This is a genomic window from Caulobacter sp. KR2-114, from assembly GCF_049446115.1.
Taxonomy (GTDB): Bacteria; Pseudomonadota; Alphaproteobacteria; order Caulobacterales; family Caulobacteraceae; genus Acaudatibacter.
In genome coordinates this window covers 200,039-217,631 of record NZ_JBMSEC010000005.1, presented here as the reverse complement: position 1 = coordinate 217,631, position 17,593 = coordinate 200,039, and the positions used below count along the sequence as shown (strand labels likewise).

Annotated in this window: 15 protein-coding genes; 10 read left to right on the top strand and 5 right to left on the bottom strand. The window is 70.4% G+C overall.

From position 1 onward, the window contains the following. Positions 1 to 110: 110 nt before the first annotated feature. The 3 genes from ACO2Q3_RS18690 to ACO2Q3_RS18680 are packed head-to-tail and all read right to left on the bottom strand — an operon-like array spanning position 111 to position 5,916. Positions 111 to 3,281 (bottom strand): efflux RND transporter permease subunit, encoded by a 3,171-nt coding sequence (locus ACO2Q3_RS18690; RefSeq protein ID WP_423309316.1) that lies wholly within the window; start codon positions 3,279 to 3,281, stop codon positions 111 to 113. Continuing rightward, positions 3,278 to 4,387, bottom strand: coding sequence for an efflux RND transporter periplasmic adaptor subunit (locus ACO2Q3_RS18685; RefSeq protein WP_423309314.1), 1,110 nt, complete (start codon positions 4,385 to 4,387; stop codon positions 3,278 to 3,280). Before ACO2Q3_RS18685 ends, ACO2Q3_RS18690 begins: the two co-directional genes overlap by 4 nt. Before the next feature lie 8 nt (positions 4,388 to 4,395). After that, positions 4,396 to 5,916 (bottom strand): efflux transporter outer membrane subunit, encoded by a 1,521-nt coding sequence (locus ACO2Q3_RS18680; RefSeq protein ID WP_423309312.1) that lies wholly within the window; start codon positions 5,914 to 5,916, stop codon positions 4,396 to 4,398. 234 nt (positions 5,917 to 6,150) lie between these two features. Here ACO2Q3_RS18680 and ACO2Q3_RS18675 point away from each other — a divergent pair, with 234 nt between their 5' ends. The 4 genes from ACO2Q3_RS18675 to ACO2Q3_RS18660 all read left to right on the top strand — a co-directional run bounded on the left by ACO2Q3_RS18675 (position 6,151) and on the right by ACO2Q3_RS18660 (position 10,841). Beyond that, on the top strand, positions 6,151 to 7,830 hold the full coding sequence (locus ACO2Q3_RS18675; protein ID WP_423309310.1) for a M28 family metallopeptidase: 1,680 nt from the start codon (positions 6,151 to 6,153) through the stop codon (positions 7,828 to 7,830). A 30-nt stretch (positions 7,831 to 7,860) separates the two neighbouring features. Next, positions 7,861 to 8,658 (top strand): DUF72 domain-containing protein, encoded by a 798-nt coding sequence (locus ACO2Q3_RS18670; protein WP_423309308.1) that lies wholly within the window; start codon positions 7,861 to 7,863, stop codon positions 8,656 to 8,658. Between the two features lie 260 nt (positions 8,659 to 8,918). Further along, positions 8,919 to 10,010: a ferritin-like domain-containing protein gene (locus ACO2Q3_RS18665; protein WP_423309306.1), complete on the top strand. Its 1,092-nt coding sequence runs from the start codon at positions 8,919 to 8,921 to the stop codon at positions 10,008 to 10,010. A gap of 141 nt (positions 10,011 to 10,151) precedes the next feature. Then, on the top strand, positions 10,152 to 10,841 hold the full coding sequence (locus ACO2Q3_RS18660) for a MerR family transcriptional regulator (RefSeq protein WP_423309304.1): 690 nt from the start codon (positions 10,152 to 10,154) through the stop codon (positions 10,839 to 10,841). Positions 10,842 to 11,017: 176 nt separating this feature from the next. On the opposite strand, the gene ACO2Q3_RS18655 is transcribed toward ACO2Q3_RS18660, so the two are convergent. Then, positions 11,018 to 11,980 carry an SDR family NAD(P)-dependent oxidoreductase gene (locus ACO2Q3_RS18655; RefSeq protein ID WP_423309302.1) on the bottom strand — a complete coding sequence of 321 codons (963 nt, stop codon included), beginning with the start codon at positions 11,978 to 11,980 and terminating at the stop codon, positions 11,018 to 11,020. Positions 11,981 to 12,167: 187 nt separating this feature from the next. Between ACO2Q3_RS18655 and ACO2Q3_RS18650 the strand changes: the two genes are divergently transcribed. From ACO2Q3_RS18650 to ACO2Q3_RS18630, 5 genes are all read left to right on the top strand, one after another. Next, positions 12,168 to 12,800, top strand: a complete 633-nt coding sequence (locus ACO2Q3_RS18650; protein ID WP_423309300.1) for a TetR/AcrR family transcriptional regulator — start codon at positions 12,168 to 12,170, stop codon at positions 12,798 to 12,800. Positions 12,801 to 13,146: 346 nt separating this feature from the next. Beyond that, complete coding sequence (locus ACO2Q3_RS18645; RefSeq protein WP_423309298.1) at positions 13,147 to 14,061, top strand: SDR family oxidoreductase; 915 nt, start codon at positions 13,147 to 13,149, stop codon at positions 14,059 to 14,061. Between the two features lie 60 nt (positions 14,062 to 14,121). Continuing rightward, on the top strand, positions 14,122 to 14,478 hold the full coding sequence (locus ACO2Q3_RS18640) for a hypothetical protein (RefSeq protein ID WP_423309296.1): 357 nt from the start codon (positions 14,122 to 14,124) through the stop codon (positions 14,476 to 14,478). 166 nt (positions 14,479 to 14,644) lie between these two features. Next, positions 14,645 to 16,018, top strand: coding sequence for a flavin-containing monooxygenase (locus ACO2Q3_RS18635; RefSeq protein WP_423309294.1), 1,374 nt, complete (start codon positions 14,645 to 14,647; stop codon positions 16,016 to 16,018). Between the two features lie 223 nt (positions 16,019 to 16,241). After that, positions 16,242 to 16,667, top strand: a complete 426-nt coding sequence (locus tag ACO2Q3_RS18630) for a cupin domain-containing protein (protein WP_423309292.1) — start codon at positions 16,242 to 16,244, stop codon at positions 16,665 to 16,667. Positions 16,668 to 16,842: 175 nt separating this feature from the next. Here the strand turns inward: ACO2Q3_RS18630 and ACO2Q3_RS18625 are convergent, their stop codons facing one another. Next, positions 16,843 to 17,025: a TauD/TfdA dioxygenase family protein gene (locus tag ACO2Q3_RS18625; protein WP_423309721.1), complete on the bottom strand. Its 183-nt coding sequence runs from the start codon at positions 17,023 to 17,025 to the stop codon at positions 16,843 to 16,845. 31 nt (positions 17,026 to 17,056) lie between these two features. On the opposite strand from ACO2Q3_RS18625, the gene ACO2Q3_RS18620 reads away from it, so the two are divergent. Continuing rightward, complete coding sequence (locus ACO2Q3_RS18620; protein WP_423309290.1) at positions 17,057 to 17,560, top strand: helix-turn-helix domain-containing protein; 504 nt, start codon at positions 17,057 to 17,059, stop codon at positions 17,558 to 17,560. Positions 17,561 to 17,593 lie beyond the last annotated feature (33 nt).

The window sequence follows — 17,593 nt, the reverse complement described above, 5'->3', positions numbered from 1 at the left end:
ATCAAAGGGGTAATCCGCGGCGTCGCCGCCGACCTTCACCTCTCCCAAAGGGAGAGGGAGGGGCCCATGGCGCAGCCATGGGAAGGTGAGGGGTTACGCGCTCTAAACGCTCAGAGCCGGTCCTGCGGCGCGGGCTGCAGGGGGGCGTCCCGGGGGGTGACGAGCTTGGCGAAGCGGGGCGACAGCCAGCGCTCCACGTCGTCGACGAACTCGTAGACCACGGGCACCAGCACCAGCGACAGGGCGGTGGAGGTGATCAGGCCGCCGATCACCGCCACGGCCATCGGCTGGCGGAATTCCGAGCCTTCGCCCAGGCTGAGCGCGGTGGGCAGCATGCCCGAGGCCATGGCCAGGGTGGTCATGATGATCGGCCGGGCCCGCTCGCGACAGGCCTCGATCAGGCTGTCGCGCTGGGAGTGGCCCTCGCGCTCGCGCTCGATGGCGTACTCCACCAGCAGGATCGAGTTCTTGGCCGCCAGGCCCATCAGCATCAGGAAGCCGATCAGCGACGGGATCGCCAGCATCGAGTGCCAGAGCAGCAGCGCCAGGAAGGCGCCGCCGATGGCGGTGGGCAGGGCCGCCAGGATCACCACCGGCTTGAAGAAGCTGCGGAACAGCAGGACCATCACCGCGTAGACCAGGCCGACGGCCGAGGCGATGGCGGCGATGAAGCCGCCGAACAGCTGGCCGATCGCCTGTTCCTGGCCCTGCGAGGCCGGGGCGATGCCCGCCGGCAGGTGCTGCAGGATCGGCAGCCGGTTGACCTTCTGCAGCACGTCGCCCAGCTGCGCGCCGCCGGAAAGGTCGGCGGTGGTGGTGATGTTGCGCTTGCGATCGAAGCGGCTGATCTGCGCCGCGCCGGCCTCGAAATAGACGTCCGCCACGGTGTCGAGCGTGGTCCAGCCGCCCGAGGCGGTCGGCAGGCGCAGGTTCTTGATGGTGGCCAGGTCGGCGCGGTCCTGCACCGGCAGGCGCACCCGGATCGGGATCCGCCGCTCGCCGTCGTTCATCTTCGGCACGTTGGAATCGGCGTCGCCGACCGTGGCCACCCGTGCGGCCGAGGCGATGGTGTTGACGCTGACCCCCAGGCGCGCCGCCTCGTCGGGCCGGGGCTTGATCACCACCTCCGGTCCGGTGGGCGGGGTGGTGAAGCGCGGCTCGGCCACACCCGGGATCGAGCGCATCTCGCGCTGCAGCTCCAGGGCGGTGGATTCCAGGCCCTCGCCGGTCTCGCTGGTGAGGATGATCGACACCCCCGCCGCGCCGAAGCCGGAGTTGTCGAAGGTGATCCGCGCATCCGGGATCTGGCGCAGGGCGGGGCGGATGCGGTCGCGGATCTGGCCGACCCGCGCGTCGCGGTGGGGCTTGAGGATGGCCGTGACCGAGCCCTTGGTGATGCCCGCCGCGCCGCCGCCGAAGCCGCCCCCGGGACCGCCGCCGCCGCCGCCCGCGCCCACGGTGGAATACACCGCCTCGGTCTCCGGCTGCTTGGCCAGCTCCTTGTCCACCGCGTCGATCACCTGGCGCATGTCGGCGATGGTCGAGCCTGGCGGGGCGTCCACCACCACGGTGTAGTAGTTGGGGTTGCCCTCCGGCTGCACGCCCTTGGGCAGGGGCGCGAACAGGGCCATTGAGGCGAAGAACAGCAGGGTGGCGATGCCCAGCGTCACCCAGCGGTGGTCCAGCGCCCAGGTCAGGGTGTTCATGTAGAACGCCGGCAGGGGCTTGCGCGGATGCGGCTCCTTGGGCGTCAGGAAATAGGCCGCCATCAGCGGCGTCAGCAGGCGCGCGACCACCAGCGAGAACAGCACGGCCACCGAGACCGTCAGGCCGAACTCGCGGAAGAACTGGCCCGGGATGCCGGGCATGAACGACACCGGGAAGAACACCGCCGCCAGGGCGAAGGTGGTGGCCACCACGGCCAGGCCGATCTGGTCGGCCCCCTCGATCGCCGCCTGGTACGGGCGCATGCCCAGCTGGGTGCGCTTCTCGATGTTCTCGATCTCGACGATGGCGTCGTCGACCAGGATGCCGATCACCAGGGTCAGGCCCAGCAGGGTCACCATGTTCAGCGAGAAGCCGAACATGTGCATGAAGGCGAACGTCGGGATCAGCGACACCGGCATGGCCACGGCGGTGACCGCGGTGGCGCGCCAGTCGCGCAGGAACAGGAACACCACCCCGGCGGCCAGCAGCATGCCTTCCAGCAGGGTCTCCACCGTCGCCGAGAAGCCGGCGCGGGTGGAATCCACGCGCGACAGGATCTTGGTGATGTGCACGTCGGGGTACTGCGGGGCGGTGGCCTTGTGGCCGAAGCTGGCCTTGGTCCCGAACTGCAGGTCGTGCAGCGCCGCGTCGACCTGGTCCTCGACCGCCACGTCGCTGGAATCCTTGGTCTTGGAGACCTGGAAGCCCACCACCGGCTTGCCGTTCAAGAGGGCGTAGCTGCGCACCTCCGACGAGCCGTCGCCCACGTCGGCCACGTCGGACAGCCGCACGAAGCGCCCGCCGGAGGCCGGGATGGTCAGGTTGCGGATGTCGCCGGCATTGGCCGGGCCGCCCAGCACCCGCAGGGTCTGCTCGCGGTCCCCAACGCTGACCCGCCCGCCGGGGGCGTCGATGCTGACGGCGTTGAGGGCGGTGTTGATCTGGTCGGCGGTGACGCCCAGGGCCGCCATGCGGTCGGGGTCGACGATGACGTTGACCTCGCGGTCCACGCCGCCCACCCGGCTGACCTGGGCGACGCCCGGACGGGCCTGCAGCACGCGGGTCAGGGTGTTGTCGATGAACCACGACAGGTCCTGCTCGCTCATGTTCGGCGCGACCACGGCGTAGGAGATGATCGGCTGGTCGTCGATCTCCAGGCGCTGGACGATGGGCGGGTCGACGTCGCGCGGCAGCTCGGCGCGGGTCTGGTCGACCTTGGAGCGCACGTCGTCGGTGGCCTTCTGCAGGTCCTGGCCCAGCTCGAACTGGATGACGGTGGTGCTCTCGCCCTGGTTCACCGACGAGGCGATGGTGACGACGTTGGAGAGACCCGACAGGGCGTTCTCGATCGGCCGGGCGACCTGGGTCTCCATTTCCGCCGGCGCGGCGCCGCTGCGGGTGACGGTGACGGAGACCGCCGGGAACTCCACGTTCGGAAAGTTCTTCACCGGCAGCTGGAAGTACGAGAACAGGCCGGCCACCACCAGGGCGATGAACAGCACCGCCACCGGCGTCGGGTTGCGGATGGCCCAGGCGGAAATCCGCAGTTCGGACGTGCCGCCTTTCTCGCTCATCGCGCGCCCGCCGCGGCGGGCTTCACATAGTCGCCGGGGGTCAGCTGGGCCGAGGCCTTGGCCACCACCTTGGTTCCGGCGGCCGGACCGGTCAGCAGCTCCACCCAGCCCTCGCCGTGCTGGCCGGTGGTGACCGGCACGCGCACGACCTTGTTGTCGGATCCGACCACCATCACCGCCGCGCCGTCGGCGTCGAAGCGGACCGCCGTTTCCGGCACCGCCAGGCTGGGATGGGTGATGCCCGAGAAGCTGGCCTTGGCGAAGCCGCCGCTGCGCACCCGCGGGTCGACCGGCAGGGCGATGCGCACCCGGCCGAGCTTGGTGTTGGTGTCCACGCGCGGGCTGACGATGCGGATGGTCCCGTGCACCACCGTGCCGTCGGCCAGGGTGACGGCGGCCGGCACGCCCGGCTGCAGCTTGCCCAGCGCCGCCTCGGCGACGTCGGCGGCCAGCTCGACCTGGCCATCCTTGGCGATGCGGAACCAGGCGGTGGTCCCGACGCCGGACAGGTCGCCCTGGCGCACGGTGCGCTCGATCACCAGGCCGGAATAGGGCGCGCGCACCACCATGTGCGCCTCGCGTTCCCTGATGGCGGCCGCGGCGGCCTCCTGGGCCGCGGCGGCGGCGCGGGCGCTCTTGGCCGAGAAGCGGCGGGCGTCGATCTGTTCCTGCGACAGCAGCCCCTCGGCGTCACTGCCGCGAACGCGGGCGGCCTCGGCGTCGGCGCGGTCGGCGGCGGCGCGCTGCTGCGCGGCCAGGGCCACCTGCTGGTCGACCTGGGCCTTGAGCAGGCTGTCGTCCATCGTCGCCATCGGCTGGCCGGCCTTGACCCAGTCGCCCTCGTCCACCAGCACCCGGGCCACGCGATAGCCGGTGACGTCGGGCTGGATGGCGGTGTCCTCGCGCGGGATCAGCACGCCCGAAGCGGTCAGGCCGCCCTCGATGGCGCGGGTCTCCACCGTCGCCAGGCTGACCGTGCGCGCCGTGGCGGCCGGGTTGACGATCGGCGGGGCCTTCTTGCCGCAGGCGGAAAGACTCAGCGCCAGGCCGGCCGCGCCGGCGATCAGGACGAGGTTCTTCGCGATTGGGGACTTCAAGGATGGCATGGCGGTGTTCAAGGCGCCCCCCCGGCGCTTGGCGCGGCGTAGGCCCATCCGCCGCCCAGGGCCTTATAGGTCTGCACAGTGCGTCGCAACGCCTGCACCTGTTCGGCGGTCAGGGCCGAGCGCGTGGAGCGCCAGGACTGCTCGGCGCTGAGCGCGGTCTGCAGGTCGTCCAGCCCCTGGGCGTAGCGGGTGCGCGCGGCGTCGTAGGCCCGGTGCGCGCGCGTCTCGCCGTCCTTCAGCACCGCCACGCGGCGATTGTCGGCCCCCAGGCGCACCAGGGCGCTCTCGGCCTCGCCGAACGCGGTCTGCACCGCCTTCTCGTAGGCGATCACCGCCTGTTGGGTGCGGGCGTCCTGGGTCTTCATGTCGGCCAGCAGCCGCGGCACGTCGAGCACCGGCTGCGAGACGCCCACGCCATAGGCCCAGAAGCTGGTGTTGGTGGTCTGCTGCTGCGGCTTCAGCGTCGCCGGCGGGATGAAGGTCACGCCCGGCGAGACGATGTGCGACAGCCCGGCCGTCGGCTGGAAGGTGAAGGTGGGGAACAGCGCCCGGTGGGCGATCTTGTCCCGCCCGGCGGCCGAGCGCACCCGCGCCTCGGCCTCGCGGATGTCGGGGCGACGCTGCAGCAGGTCGCCGGGAATGGCGTCCGGCGTGGCCGGCACGGCGCCCGGATCGGTGGTCGGGGTCACGGCGCTGACCGGATCGATCCCACGGCCCACCAGCACCAGCAGGGTGCGCTGGTTGGCGTGCAGCTCGGCTTCCAGGCTCTGGGCGTTGGAGACCGCCTGCGCCAGGTCGCCGGCCACCCGGTCGGCGTCGGAGGCCGCGCCCAGGCCGATCTTCGCCTTGCGCGTGGCGATGTCCTGCAGCTGCTGCTGGATGCGCACGGTCTCGCGCGCGTCGGCCAGCTGGATGGCCAGGCCCCGGGTCTGGAAATAGGTGTCGGCCACATTGGCGGCCAGCGCCGCGCGCGAGCCTTCGACGTTGAACCGGCTGGCGGCCAGATCGGCATTGGCCACCTTGCGCGCCAGCTGCAGGCGGCCGAACAGGTCGATCTCCCACGAGACGTTGAAGTTCAGCGTCTCGCTGATGGTCTTGCCGCCCACCGGGATCAGGTTGTTGGAGCCGCCGTCCAGGTCATAGACCTGCTTGGAATTGGCGTTCCCCTGCGCCTCGGTCTGCGGCAGCGTCTGGGCCACCAGGCTGTTGCGGGTGGAGCGGGCCTCGAGCAGCTTGGCGGTCGCGGTGCGGGCGTCCGGGCTCAGGCGGAAGGCGTCGTCTTCCAGGGCGTTCAGCTGCGGGTCGCCGAACAGCAGCCACCACTTGTCGAGGGCTTCCACGCTCAGCGGCTGCTGGCCGCGCGGGGCGTCGAATGCCGGGGGCAGGCGGGTGTCGGCGGTGCGCGCGCCGCCGGTCGAACAGGCCGAGAGCGCCGCGGCCGAGAGCGCGATCGCGGAGCCGGCGCATAGCCTCGCGAACGCCCGCCCGCGCCCTCGCGCCGGCGCGGCGAGCTGGCGAGCCTGGCTCATCCCCCGCTGCAACCTCAACTGGCTATCCCCTTGCGTCCCCGGTTGTTCCCCGTTGAACGACGCACTCCCCTCTTAGACGTATTGATCAAGGATTGCAGCACCGCCGGCGCCGCGTTGTTTCGTCACCATGCCTCACATCCTATTCGCCGATTCCGGCGGAAATGGCGAGCTTGCGCATGGATATTCCTTGGTTAGGGTGCCCGCCGGTCAACCGTTGCGTTCAGGGTCTCGCCTATGAGCAAGCTTTTCGCCGCCGCCAGCCTGGCGGCGCTTTTGATTGTCCCGTCAGTTTGCGCCGTCCCGGCCTGGGCCGCCGAGCCCGACATTTCCGCCGCGCGCCTGTCTGAGCACGTGCGGGTGATCAGTTCCGACGCCTACGAGGGCCGCGGCCCGGCCACCCCGGCCGAGGTCAAGACCGTCGACTACCTGGTGGGCCAGATGAAGGCCGAGGGGCTGCAGCCCGGCGGCGATCCCGACCCCAAGGCCCCCGGCGGGCGCCGCTGGACCCAGGACGTGCCCCTGGCCCGCTTCGAGGTCACCGGACCGATCGCGCTCAGCCTCACCGCGGGCGGCCAGACCCGGACCCTGACCCAGACCCAGGAGATCGTCGTCCAGACCCTGGTCCCCACCGCGCACGTGGCGATCAAGGACGCGCCGCTGGTGTTCGTCGGCTACGGGGTCAAGGCGCCGGAGCGCAACTGGGACGACTTCAAGGGCGTCGACCTGCACGGCAAGATCGCCGTGGTGCTGATCAACGACCCGGACTTCGAGGCCGATCTCGGCGGCCGCTTCGACGGCAGGTCGATGACCTACTACGGCCGCTGGACCTACAAGTACGAGGAGGCCGCGCGCCAGGGGGCGGTCGGCATGCTGATCGTGCACGAGGACAAGCCGGCGGCCTACGGCTGGAACACAGTCAAGAACTCCAACGCCAACGCCCAGTTCGACATCGTCCGCGACGATCCCTCCAAGGCGCACCCGCTGCTGCAGGGCTGGATCCAGCGCGACCTGGCGGTGGACCTGTTCGCCAAGTCCGGCCTCGACTTCGAGGCCCTGAAGAAGGCCGCGCAGCGCGAGGACTTCCACCCCGTCGAGCTGAAGGGCGCCCGCTTCTCGGCCGACTACGCGGTCAATTCCAGCCAGATCGTCAGCCATAACGTGCTGGGCATCCTGCCGGGGACCAAGCGCCCGGACGAGACGGTGATCTACACCGCCCACTGGGACCACCTGGGCGTCGGCACGCCGGACGCCAAGGGTGACCGCATCTACAATGGCGCCGTCGACAACGGCACCGGCGTCGCCGCGGTGCTGGAGCTCGGCCGGGCCTACGCCGCCGCCCCGCGCACCGACCGCTCGGTGCTGTTCCTGCTGGTGACGGCGGAGGAGAAGGGGCTGCTGGGTTCGGCCTACTACGCCACCCACCCGCTGTATCCGGCGGCGAAGACGGTGGCGGACCTGAACATGGACGCGCTGTCCACCGACGGGGCGGCGCGCGACTTCTCGGTGTCCGGCGACGGCAAGGTGAGCCTGCTGGACGACCTGATCGCGGTAGGCAAGGCGCACGGGCGCGCCTTCGTCCCCGACCCGACGCCGGAAGCCGGCCACTTCTACCGTTCCGACCACTTCTCGTTCGCCAAGGTGGGCGTACCGGCGATCAGCTTCCACTCCGGCGAGGATCTGGTGAACGGCGGCGTCACCGCCGGCCGCGCCTGGGCTACGGAGTACACCGCCCACCGCTATCACCAGCCGGCCGACGAATGGAGCGCCGACTGGGATCTCTCCGGACAGGTTCAGGACATCACCCTGCTATACGACCTGGGACGCGACCTCGCGACGTCGGACCGCTGGCCCGACTGGAAGCCGGGGTCGGAATTCAAGGCCCTGCGCGACGCCACCTCCGCGGAACGGAAATAGCGGCCGAGCGCACATAGCGAAGAGGATCTCATGGCGGGCGACATCCGGATCGGCATCGGCGGCTGGACCTTCGAGCCCTGGCGCGGGGTGTTCTACCCGCCGACGCTGAAGCAGAAGGACGAGCTGAACTACGCCTCGCGCCAGCTGACGGCGATCGAGATCAACGGCACCTACTATTCCAGCTTCAAGCCCGACAGCTGGAAGAAGTGGCGCGACGAGACGCCGGACGGCTTCGTCTTCACCATCAAGGGCTCGCGCTTCACCACCAACCGGCGCGAGCTGGCCGGGGCGGGGGAGTCGCTGGAGAAGTTCTTCGGCCAGGGCATCGAGCACCTGGGCGACCGGCTGGGGCCGATCTTCTGGCAGTTCGCCAACAGTAAGAAGTTCGATCCGGCTGACTTTGAGGGTTTCCTGAAGCTGCTGCCGCGGAGCCTGGGCGGGCGGCCGCTGCGCCACGCCGTCGAGGTGCGCCACGACAGCTTCTGCACCCCCGCCTTCCCGGCCCTGCTGCGCGAGCACGGCGTGGCCGTGGTCTATGCCAAGCACAACACCTATCCGGAGATCGCCGACCTGACGGCGGACTTCGCCTACGCCCGCCTGCAGACCGGCAGCGACGCGTGCGAGACCGCCTACGAGCCCCCGGCGCTCGACGCCTGGGCCAAGGTGCTGAAGACCTGGGCCGCCGGCGGGGCCCCCGCCGACCTGCCAGTGGTCGATCCCGCGCACAAGCCCGCCGAAACCCCGCGCGACGTCTTTGCCTTCATCATCCACGAGGGCAAGGTCAGGGCCCCGGCGGGCGCCATGGCGTTGATCGAGCGGGTGAAATAGGGGCCCTTGCTTCGCCCTCCCCTTCATGGGGAGGGACAGCCCGCGAAGCGGGCAGGGTGGGGAACGCCCACCGCAACAACGTACTCATCGGGGTTCGCGAGCGCCGCGGACTCCCCCACCCTGATCGCTGCGCGATCTGTCCCTCCCCGCTTCGGGGGAGGGCGGATTCCGGAGTCGACATTCGGCCGCATCGGCGCATTATGCGTACCAACGCTCCGCATTCACGACGGGGCGGATTTTGGGAAACGCAAGGGAACGCCATGGGCAAGCTCAGTGACCGGTATCCTTTCCCCGCGCCGGAAGGCTCGAACTGGAAGGTGCCGCAGGACTTCGACGTCGACTTCAACTGGGACTACGACGACGGCCGCGCGACCATGATCGGTCTCTACCGCAAGGGGGTGGAGATGCAGTGGAACGCCGAGACGCGGATCGACTGGACCCAGGAGCTGGATGAGGAGAACCCCGAACAGCTGCCCGAGGCGATGCTGCCGATCAGCGGCATGGCGCAGTACGAATCCATGTCGGCGAAGGAAAAGGCCAAGGTCCGCCGCCACTTCCAGGGCTGGCAGATCAGCCAGTTCATGCAGGGCGAACAGGGCGCGCTGATCTGCACCGCCAAGATCGTCACCCAGGTGCCGGACCTGGATTCCAAGTTCTACGCCTCGACCCAGGTGATCGACGAGGCGCGCCACGTCGAGAGCTACAAGCGCCTCCTGGAAAAGTTCGGCGTCGCCTATCCGATGACGCCGCCGCTGCAGGAGCTGATTGACCAGGTGCTGCGCGACAGCCGCTGGGACATGACCTACCTGGGCATGCAGGTGGTGATCGAGGGCCTGGCCCTGGCCGCCTTCCAGCAGATCCGCGACAACGCCCAGAACCCGCTGGCCGCCGCCGTCAACGCCTACGTCATGCAGGACGAGAGCCGGCACGTCGCCTTCGGCCGCCTGGCGCTGCGCGACTACTACCCGCAGCTGACCCAGAAGGAGCGGGACGAGCGCGAGGAGTTCCTGCTGGAGGCCTGCTACCTGATGCGCGACCGCTTCGACGCGGTGGAGGTGTGGAAGACCCTGGGCCTCGATCCGGCCAAGTGCGCCGAGCACATGTACGACAGTGGCTTCATGGAGATGTTCCGCTCGTCGCTGTTCACCCGCATCGTGCCGATCGTGAAGGACATCGGCCTGTGGGGCACGACGATCACCAGCGGCTATGAGAAGATGGGCATCATCGGCTATGCCCAGACCGATGTTCAGGCCCTGCAGGATTCGGACGAGACCATCGCCCGCGAGTTCGACGCCCGTCGGGCCTATGTCGAAAGCGTCGCCGGCCGCGCCAAGGCGCTGGAGACGGCTTAAGCATTCTCTTCCCCCGTTGGGGGAAGTCCCGGCAAAGCCGGGGAAGGGGGCTCCAGCGGAGAGCCGACGGTTCATGTCCGGCTGGAGCCCCCTCCACCCCCTCCGGGGGTCCCCCTCCCCCAATGGGGGAGGAGAATTCATATGAAGATGCGCGACCTGGAGCGGCGCACCGGGGTCGGGCGCGAGACGATCCGCTATTACATCCGCTTCGGCCTGCTGCCCGAGCCGGTGCGGCCCAAGCGCAACGTCGCCGACTACACCGACGAGCACGTACGCCGGCTGGAGGTGATCAAGCGCCTGCAGCAGGAACGCTACCTGCCGCTCAGCTTCATCAAGACCGTGCTCGATCGCCCCACCGCCGGCGAGATCGCCGCCCTGCCGGGGCTGGAGGTGCTGCTGGCCACCAGCCTGGGGGTCGAGGACGCCGGCGAGACCATTGCCCCGGACGAGGCCGCCGCCGCCGCCGGCCTGGAGCCGGACGAGCTGCAGATCCTGATCCGCGACGGCGTGGTGGTTGAGCGCGGCGCGGGCGGCCTGTCGCCGCTGGACCTGGCCATCGCCAAGGCCTGGGGCAAGGTGAAGGCGTCGGGCTACGGCCCCGAGAACGGCTTCTACGCCGACGACGCGCGAATCTACGTCGAGACCCTGGCCCCCATGGCCCGGCGCGAGATCGACCGCTTCTACGGCCGTCTCTCCGGCGCCGGCACCCTGCAGGACGCCGCCCGCCTCGGTCAGGCCGGCATCGAACAGATCAATGAGCTGATCTCGCTGATCCGCACCCGCCTGCTGCTCGACCTGGTGGCGGAGATGAACGCGCGGGCCGGGCGGTAGAGTGTCGTCGGGGGTGGAACCCCTCACCCTCCCATGGCTGCGCCATGGGCCCCTCCCTCTCCCTATGGGAGAGGTGTTTTTTGCAAGATAGCAATCTCCCTTCACCTCTCCCATAGGGAGAGGGAGGGGCCCAATCGCGGTCAGCGATTGGGAAGGTGAGGGGTTCAGGCCTCCCCTCAGAACGTCTCGCCGACCATCGCCTCGCTCTTGGCCCACAGCGCCTTGGCGCGGTCGGGGTCCAGGGCGTAGGGCTTCACGCCGTCGCGGATCTCCTGGCGGGGCTCCGGCTTGGCCACGTGGCAGTCCTCGCAGTAGTGGCCGCCCACCGCGTCCGCCGCGCCGACGAAGCCGGCCCAGCACGAGGTCGCCGCCCCCTGCGGGATGGTCTTCCAGCTGAACGCCGGCGCGCCCGCGGCGGCGTTGGCGGCATTGACCTGCGCCAGCATCGCCTCGCGCATCTCGTCGGTCATGTGCCGGCCGAGTTCGGTCATGATGCCGCCCGGATGCACCGCGGTGGCGCGCACGCCCCGGGCCTTGTGCCGCCGGTCGAACTCGACGGCGAACAGCACATTGGCGGTCTTCGAGCGGCCGTAGGCGCCGAACGGGGTGTACTCGGTGTGCTCGAAGTTCGGATCGTCCAGGTCGACATCGCTGAACCGGTGCCCGGCCGACGACAGGTTCACCAGCCGCCCGCCGTCCTTGATCAGCCCGGCGATGCGGTTCACCAGCACGAAGTGGCCCAGGTGGTTGGTGCCGAACTGGGTCTCGAAGCCGTCGGCAGTGGTCCCCTTGGGCGTGGCCATCACCCCGGCGTTGCAGATCACCACGTCGAACGGGCGCCCGTCGGCGTTCAGCCTGTCGGCGCAGGCGCGCACGCTGGCCAGCGACGCCAGGTCCAGCTGGACCAGCTCAAGCGACCCGCCGTTCTTCGCCTGGGTCCGCACCTCTGCGGTGGCGGCCTGCGCCTTGTCCAGGTCGCGGGCGGCGCCCACCACCTGCGCCCCGTGGGCGGCCAGGGCGCGGGCCGTCTCGACGCCCAGGCCGGCCGAGACGCCGGTCACCAGCACGCGCCGGCCGCTGAGGTCCACGCCGTCCAGCACCTCGTCGGTGGTGGAGGTCGCGCCGAAGGTCTTGCTCATGTCGGTCTCCCTTGAAGACGCCACAGGGACGTCAGGTGGCCCCGCGCGCGATGCGGCGGGACGGGGTCACGTGGATCGGATGACGCCCGCCTTGTCACAAAAGCGCAGGGGGACTAAACCGGAGGGCGTCTCCGTTTCATATACGGAGGCATCCTCCGTTTAGCAAGTGACGATCCTCCAATTTGCCATGGCCCAGGCGCCAAACCCTTCCGAGACGTCCCCCACCGGGACGCCCCCAGCCGGGACCGGGGGCCGCAGGCCGCGCGCCGACAGCCAGCGCAACCGCGAGCGCCTGCTGGCCGCCGCGAAGGCCGCGTTCGCCGAGGTCAGCACCGACGTCGCCCTGGAAGAGGTCGCGCGCCGCGCCGGGGTCGGTATTGGCACCCTCTACCGTCACTTTCCCAATCGCGACGCGGTGGTCGAGGCCGTCTACCGCCGCGAGGTGCAGCAGCTGGCCGACGCCGCCGCGCGCCTGGCCGCCGAGGCGCCGCCGTTCGAGGCGCTGCAGGGCTGGCTGAACGTGTTCGTCGACTACATCGCCACCAAGAAGCTGATGGCCCAGGCCCTGGCCCCTGTCGTGGGCGCCAAGCCGGAGGTCTACGCCGCCGCAGGCCCGGTGATCACCGTCGCCGTCACCGGCCTGCTGGAGCGCGCCCGCACCGCCGGCGCGATCCGCGGTGACATCACCCCCGACGACCTGATCCGGGCGCTGATCGGCTTCACCTACGGCTCGGAGGGCCCAGGCTGGAAGGCCAGCGCCCTGCGCCTGATCGACATCTTCCTGCAGGGCCTGCGCGCGCCGGCCACCGCCCGGGACTGAGCCGCCATGGGGGCCGCCCGCAGCTGGTGCGTCGGCGGCGAAGGGTGCGACAGCGTCTATCTGCGGCTGGACCGCTAGCGGCGCGCGACGCGCGCCCTCCGCCGCGCCCGCACACCACCATACCCCTCTCGTCACCCCGGGCGGAGCGCAGCGCAGACCCGGGGCCAGCCGTCCCGCCACCCTAGTCGACACCCAGCCGGCGCGGCGCAGGCGGCGGCCAGCCTCCCGCGGCTAGGTGACTCCGCTTCGCTCCGGCCAGGGTGACGGGGGGAGGGAAAGGCGCCCGCCGCTTGACGTCCCCGGCGTAACCGGCGCGCACTTGCTCGCAACAATAGGGAGGGACGCCATGACGCTCGACGACCTGATGTACCGGCCCGGCCTGATGCAGGGCCAGCGGATCCTGGTGACCGGCGGCGGCACCGGGCTCGGCCGGGAGATGGCCGAGGGGCTGATGATGCTGGGGGCCGACGTCTATATCTGCGGCCGGCGCGGCGGGGTGCTGGAGGAGACGGCCAAGGCGCTGATGGACGCCCACCCGGCCAGCGCCGGCGCGGGCAAGGTGACGCCGATCGCCTGCGACATCCGCGTGCCCGAGGCGATCGCCGAGATGATGGACACCATCTGGGCCGACGGGCCGCTCACCGGCCTGATCAACAACGCCGCCGGCAACTTCATCAGCCGGACGGAAGACCTGTCGACCCGCGGCTTCGACGCCATCGCCAACATCGTCTTCCGCGGCTCGTTCTTCGTCACCCTGGAGGCCGGCAAGCGCTGGCTGAAGCAAGGGCGCAAGGGGGCGGTGGTGTCGATCCTGACTACCTGGGTGTGGTCGGGCGGCCCGTTCACCGTGCCCTCGGCGATGTCCAAGGCCGGCCTCAATGTGATGACCCAGTCGCTGGCCGCGGAGTGGGGCAACCGCGGCGTGCGCTTCAACGCCATCGCGCCCGGACCCTTCCCCACAGAGGGCGCCTGGGCGCGGCTCAGCCCCGGCCAGCCTGCGGACGGCTCCAACCGCGAGGTCACCGGCAGCCCGCTGGGACGGATGGGAGAGATGCGCGAGCTGGCCAATCTGGCGGTCTATCTGCTGCACCCGCTGTCGGAGTACGTGAACGGCCAGACGATCGCCATCGACGGCGGCGGCTGGAACGCCGGCGGCGGCGGGTTCTCGTCCCTGCGCGCCTGGGGCGACGCCGAATGGGAGGCCGCCCGCGCCTCGATCCAGGGCGCCAACGCCCAGGACCGCGCCAGGCGCACCGTCTGAGCATGCGGGCGGCGATCATGGTTAATCCGGCCTTAAGCCGAAGCAGGCCTAGCTTGCGCCATGCGTCGCCGTCTTGTTTTCAGCCTCGCCGTCCTGGCCGGCCTGTCGGCCGTGCTCGCCGCGCCCGCGGGGGCCAAGACGGTGGTCGTCACCCAGCCCAAGCTGCGGAGCGTCCAGAGCCTGGCCCCGGCCAAGGCCGCCGCGGCGCCGGCAAGCCCGACCGCTCCGCCCCCGGGCCTGTGGATCCAGGCCGACGCCGACGCCACCCAGTGCCGAACGGCCTGCGCCCAGCAGCGCTACATGTGCGACGCCAATTCGGGCTCCGACGACTGCGCCGCCACCTGGGGCCAGTGCGTCGCCGGCTGTTCCAGCCCCAACATCTCCAGCGCGCTGAACCCGATCCCGCCGGCGAACTGAACTCGCCGTTCTCTTCCCCTCATGGGGGAAGTCCCGGCAAAGCCGGGGATGGGGGCTCCAGCGGAGAACAGCCGCTTCAGCGCCCGGCTGGAGCCCCCTCCACCACTTCGTGGTCCCCCTCCCCCAATGGGGGAGGAGACGGACCGTGCGATCCCCGAGGCCCTGAATGACCGACCAGACCCTGCCTTTCTGCTGCATCATCGGCGCCGGACCGTCCGGCATCTCCATGGCCAAGCGGCTGAAGGACCACGGCATTCCGTTCGACCTGTTCGACGCTTCCGACGACGTGGGCGGCAACTGGTACTTCAAGAACCCCAACGGCATGTCGGCCTGCTACGAGAGCCTGCACATCGACACCTCGAAGTGGCGGCTGGCCTACGAGGACTTCCCGGTCCCGGCCGACTGGCCGGACTTCCCGCACCACGCCCAGCTGCTGCAGTACCTGCGCGACTACGCGCGCCACTTCGGCCTCTATCCGCTGATCACCTTCAACACCAAGGTCGAGACCGCCGAGCGTGGCCCGGACGGGTTGTGGCGAGTGGGCCTGTCCACCGGCGAGACGCGCACCTACGACGTGCTGTTCGTCGCCAACGGCCACCACTGGGACGCGCGGATCCCCGACTATCCGGGCGAGTTCGACGGCCCGGCCTTCCACTCGCACGCCTATCGCACCCCGTTCGACCCGGTGGACATGCGCGGCAAGAACGTCGTCGTGGTCGGCATGGGCAACTCGGCGATGGACATCGCCTCGGAGCTGGCCCAGCGGCCGATCGCGAAAAACCTGTGGGTCTCGGCCCGGCGCGGGGTCTGGGTGCTGCCCAAGTACATGAACGGCAAGCCGGCCGACAAAGCCTCGATGCCGCACTGGATGCCCCGCGCGCTGGGCCAGCGCATGGCGCGCAACGTGATCAAGAAGACCCTGGGTCGGATGGAGGACTACGGCCTGCCCAAGCCCGACCACGAGCCGCTGGAGGCGCACCCTTCGGTGTCCGGCGAATTCCTGACCCGCGCCGGCTGCGGCGACATCAAGTTCAAGCCGGCGATCAAGGCGCTGGAAGGCAAGGCCGTCCGCTTCGCCGACGACAGCGTCGAGCAGGTCGACGCGATCATCTTCGCCACCGGCTACAAGATCAGCTTCCCGTTCTTCGCCGATCCGGCCCTGAAGCCGGACGCCGAGCACCGCTTCCCGCTGTTCAAGCGGATGATCAAGACCGGGGTCGACAACCTGTTCTTCCTCGGCCTCGCCCAGCCGCTGCCGACGCTGGTCAACTTCGCCGAGCAGCAATCCAAGCTCGCCGCCGCCTACCTGCTGGGCCAGTACGCCCCGCCGCCGGCCGCAGAGATGGACCAGGTGACGGCCCGGGACGAGGCCTTCTACCTCGGCGGCTACTACGCCTCGGCCCGCCACACCATCCAGGTCGACTTCAACCACTACGTCGCCGACCTGGCCAAGGAGGTGAAGAAGGGCCACGCCCGCGCCGCGAAGAGGGGGTTCCGGCGGCCGATCCCGGCGAAGGCGAGGGCGGTGGCGGAGGCGTAGCGGGGCCATTGTCGTACGACGGAACCCCTCACCCTCCCCATCGCTGCGCGATCGGGCCCCTCCCTCTCCCGATGGGAGAGGGGGTGATCGGCGTTTTCGGAGCCTTATCTTGCCGATCACCCGGATCAAGTTCACCTCTCCCACAGGGAGAGGGAGGGGCCCGCGGTCGGCGCGCAGCGGCGAGCGTGGGAAGGTGAGGGGTTACGGGTGAGGGGTCACGAGGGTGCATGACCAGGACGCCCAGGCCGTCATCGCGGCCCTGGACCTCTCGCCGCATCCCGAGGGCGGCTGGTACCGCGAGACCTGGCGGGCGCCGGCGGCGCAGGGCGAGCGGGCCGCCGCCAGCTCGATCCTGTTCCTGCTGGAGCCGGGCCAGCGCTCGCACTGGCACCGGGTGGATGCGTCGGAGCTGTGGCTGCACCACGCCGGCGGGGCGCTGATCCTCAGCCTCGCGGGCGAGGACGGCGCGATCGCCCAGACCCGCCTCGGCCCCGATTTCGCTGCGGGCGAGGCGCTGCAGGCGGTGGTGGAGGCCGGCCTGTGGCAGGCGGCCCAGGCGCTGGACCGCTGGGTGCTGGTCGCCTGCGTGGTGGCCCCGGCGTTCCACTTCGCCGGCTTCGATTTGGCGCCGCCGGACTGGACGCCGTAGGCGGCGGCGTGGCCCTCACCTTCCCAACCGCTCCGCGGCCGGCCCCTGCCTCTCCCTGCAGGGAGTGGAAATTTCCCAGTGAAATCCGGGACTTCAATTCCTCTCCCTTGAGGGAGAGGAAGGGGCCCGCGCCCGCCAGGGCGTGGGAAGGTGAGGGGCCGCGCTGGCTGCGGAGCTAGCCCGTCGGCCGTTCCCCGATGATCGACAAGCGGTGGCCGGCGCGGTCGAGCGGGTAGTAGTCCCAGATCGCCTGGTGCTGGGTGCAGCGGTTGTCCCAGAACACCAGGGTGTTGGGCGTCCAGCGCACGCGGCAGGCCAGGGCGGGCTGGGTCTCGACGTGACGGTACAGCATCTCCAGCAGCGCTCTCGAACCGGGTCAGTTCGTTGATGTGCGAGGTGAAGCCGCGGTTGACGTAGAGCTGTCGAACCTGGGCGCGGTGGGCCTCGTGGCGCGCGAGCAGCCGACCCTGCGCGAGGCCCTGGCCGTATTCGTCGGCTACATCTGGGCGCACAATCAGGCCCGCGCCGTGCCGGGCGCCGATCCCGAAGCCGGCCGGCGGCTGCAGCGCTATGTCGAGCTGGAGGCGGGCGCCGCGGGCGCCGGCCCGGCGGCGGTGGCGCGCGACCTGGCCATGGTGCTGCTGCCTTCGGGGACGGCGTCGGTCGAGCGCGTCGCCGCCCTGATGGGCGTCTCGCGCCGCACCCTTTGCCGACGACTGGCCGAAGCCGGGACCAGCTTCGAGCGGCTGCTCGACGACGCCCGCGCGGAACTGGCCGCGGCCTACGCCGCTGCCGGCCGCCTCTGGACCGAGATCGCCGGCCTGGTCGGCAATTCCAGCCTCAGCGCTCTGTCGCGGGCGCGGCGGCGGTGGGCGGCATCGTCGTCGAGCTAGACTGTCCTGCGGCGACGACTTTTTCGTTCCCAA

Bases quoted from the DNA above. Each gene is read 5' to 3' on its own strand.
- ACO2Q3_RS18690 (WP_423309316.1), bottom strand. From the start codon at position 3,281: ATGAGCGAGAAAGGCGGCACGTCCGAACTGCGGATTTCCGCCTGGGCC.
- ACO2Q3_RS18685 (WP_423309314.1), bottom strand. From the start codon at position 4,387: ATGCCATCCTTGAAGTCCCCAATCGCGAAGAACCTCGTCCTGATCGCC.
- ACO2Q3_RS18680 (WP_423309312.1), bottom strand. From the start codon at position 5,916: ATGAGCCAGGCTCGCCAGCTCGCCGCGCCGGCGCGAGGGCGCGGGCGG.
- ACO2Q3_RS18675 (WP_423309310.1), top strand. From the start codon at position 6,151: ATGAGCAAGCTTTTCGCCGCCGCCAGCCTGGCGGCGCTTTTGATTGTC.
- ACO2Q3_RS18670 (WP_423309308.1), top strand. From the start codon at position 7,861: ATGGCGGGCGACATCCGGATCGGCATCGGCGGCTGGACCTTCGAGCCC.
- ACO2Q3_RS18665 (WP_423309306.1), top strand. From the start codon at position 8,919: ATGGGCAAGCTCAGTGACCGGTATCCTTTCCCCGCGCCGGAAGGCTCG.
- ACO2Q3_RS18660 (WP_423309304.1), top strand. From the start codon at position 10,152: ATGAAGATGCGCGACCTGGAGCGGCGCACCGGGGTCGGGCGCGAGACG.
- ACO2Q3_RS18655 (WP_423309302.1), bottom strand. From the start codon at position 11,980: ATGAGCAAGACCTTCGGCGCGACCTCCACCACCGACGAGGTGCTGGAC.
- ACO2Q3_RS18650 (WP_423309300.1), top strand. From the start codon at position 12,168: ATGGCCCAGGCGCCAAACCCTTCCGAGACGTCCCCCACCGGGACGCCC.
- ACO2Q3_RS18645 (WP_423309298.1), top strand. From the start codon at position 13,147: ATGACGCTCGACGACCTGATGTACCGGCCCGGCCTGATGCAGGGCCAG.
- ACO2Q3_RS18640 (WP_423309296.1), top strand. From the start codon at position 14,122: ATGCGTCGCCGTCTTGTTTTCAGCCTCGCCGTCCTGGCCGGCCTGTCG.
- ACO2Q3_RS18635 (WP_423309294.1), top strand. From the start codon at position 14,645: ATGACCGACCAGACCCTGCCTTTCTGCTGCATCATCGGCGCCGGACCG.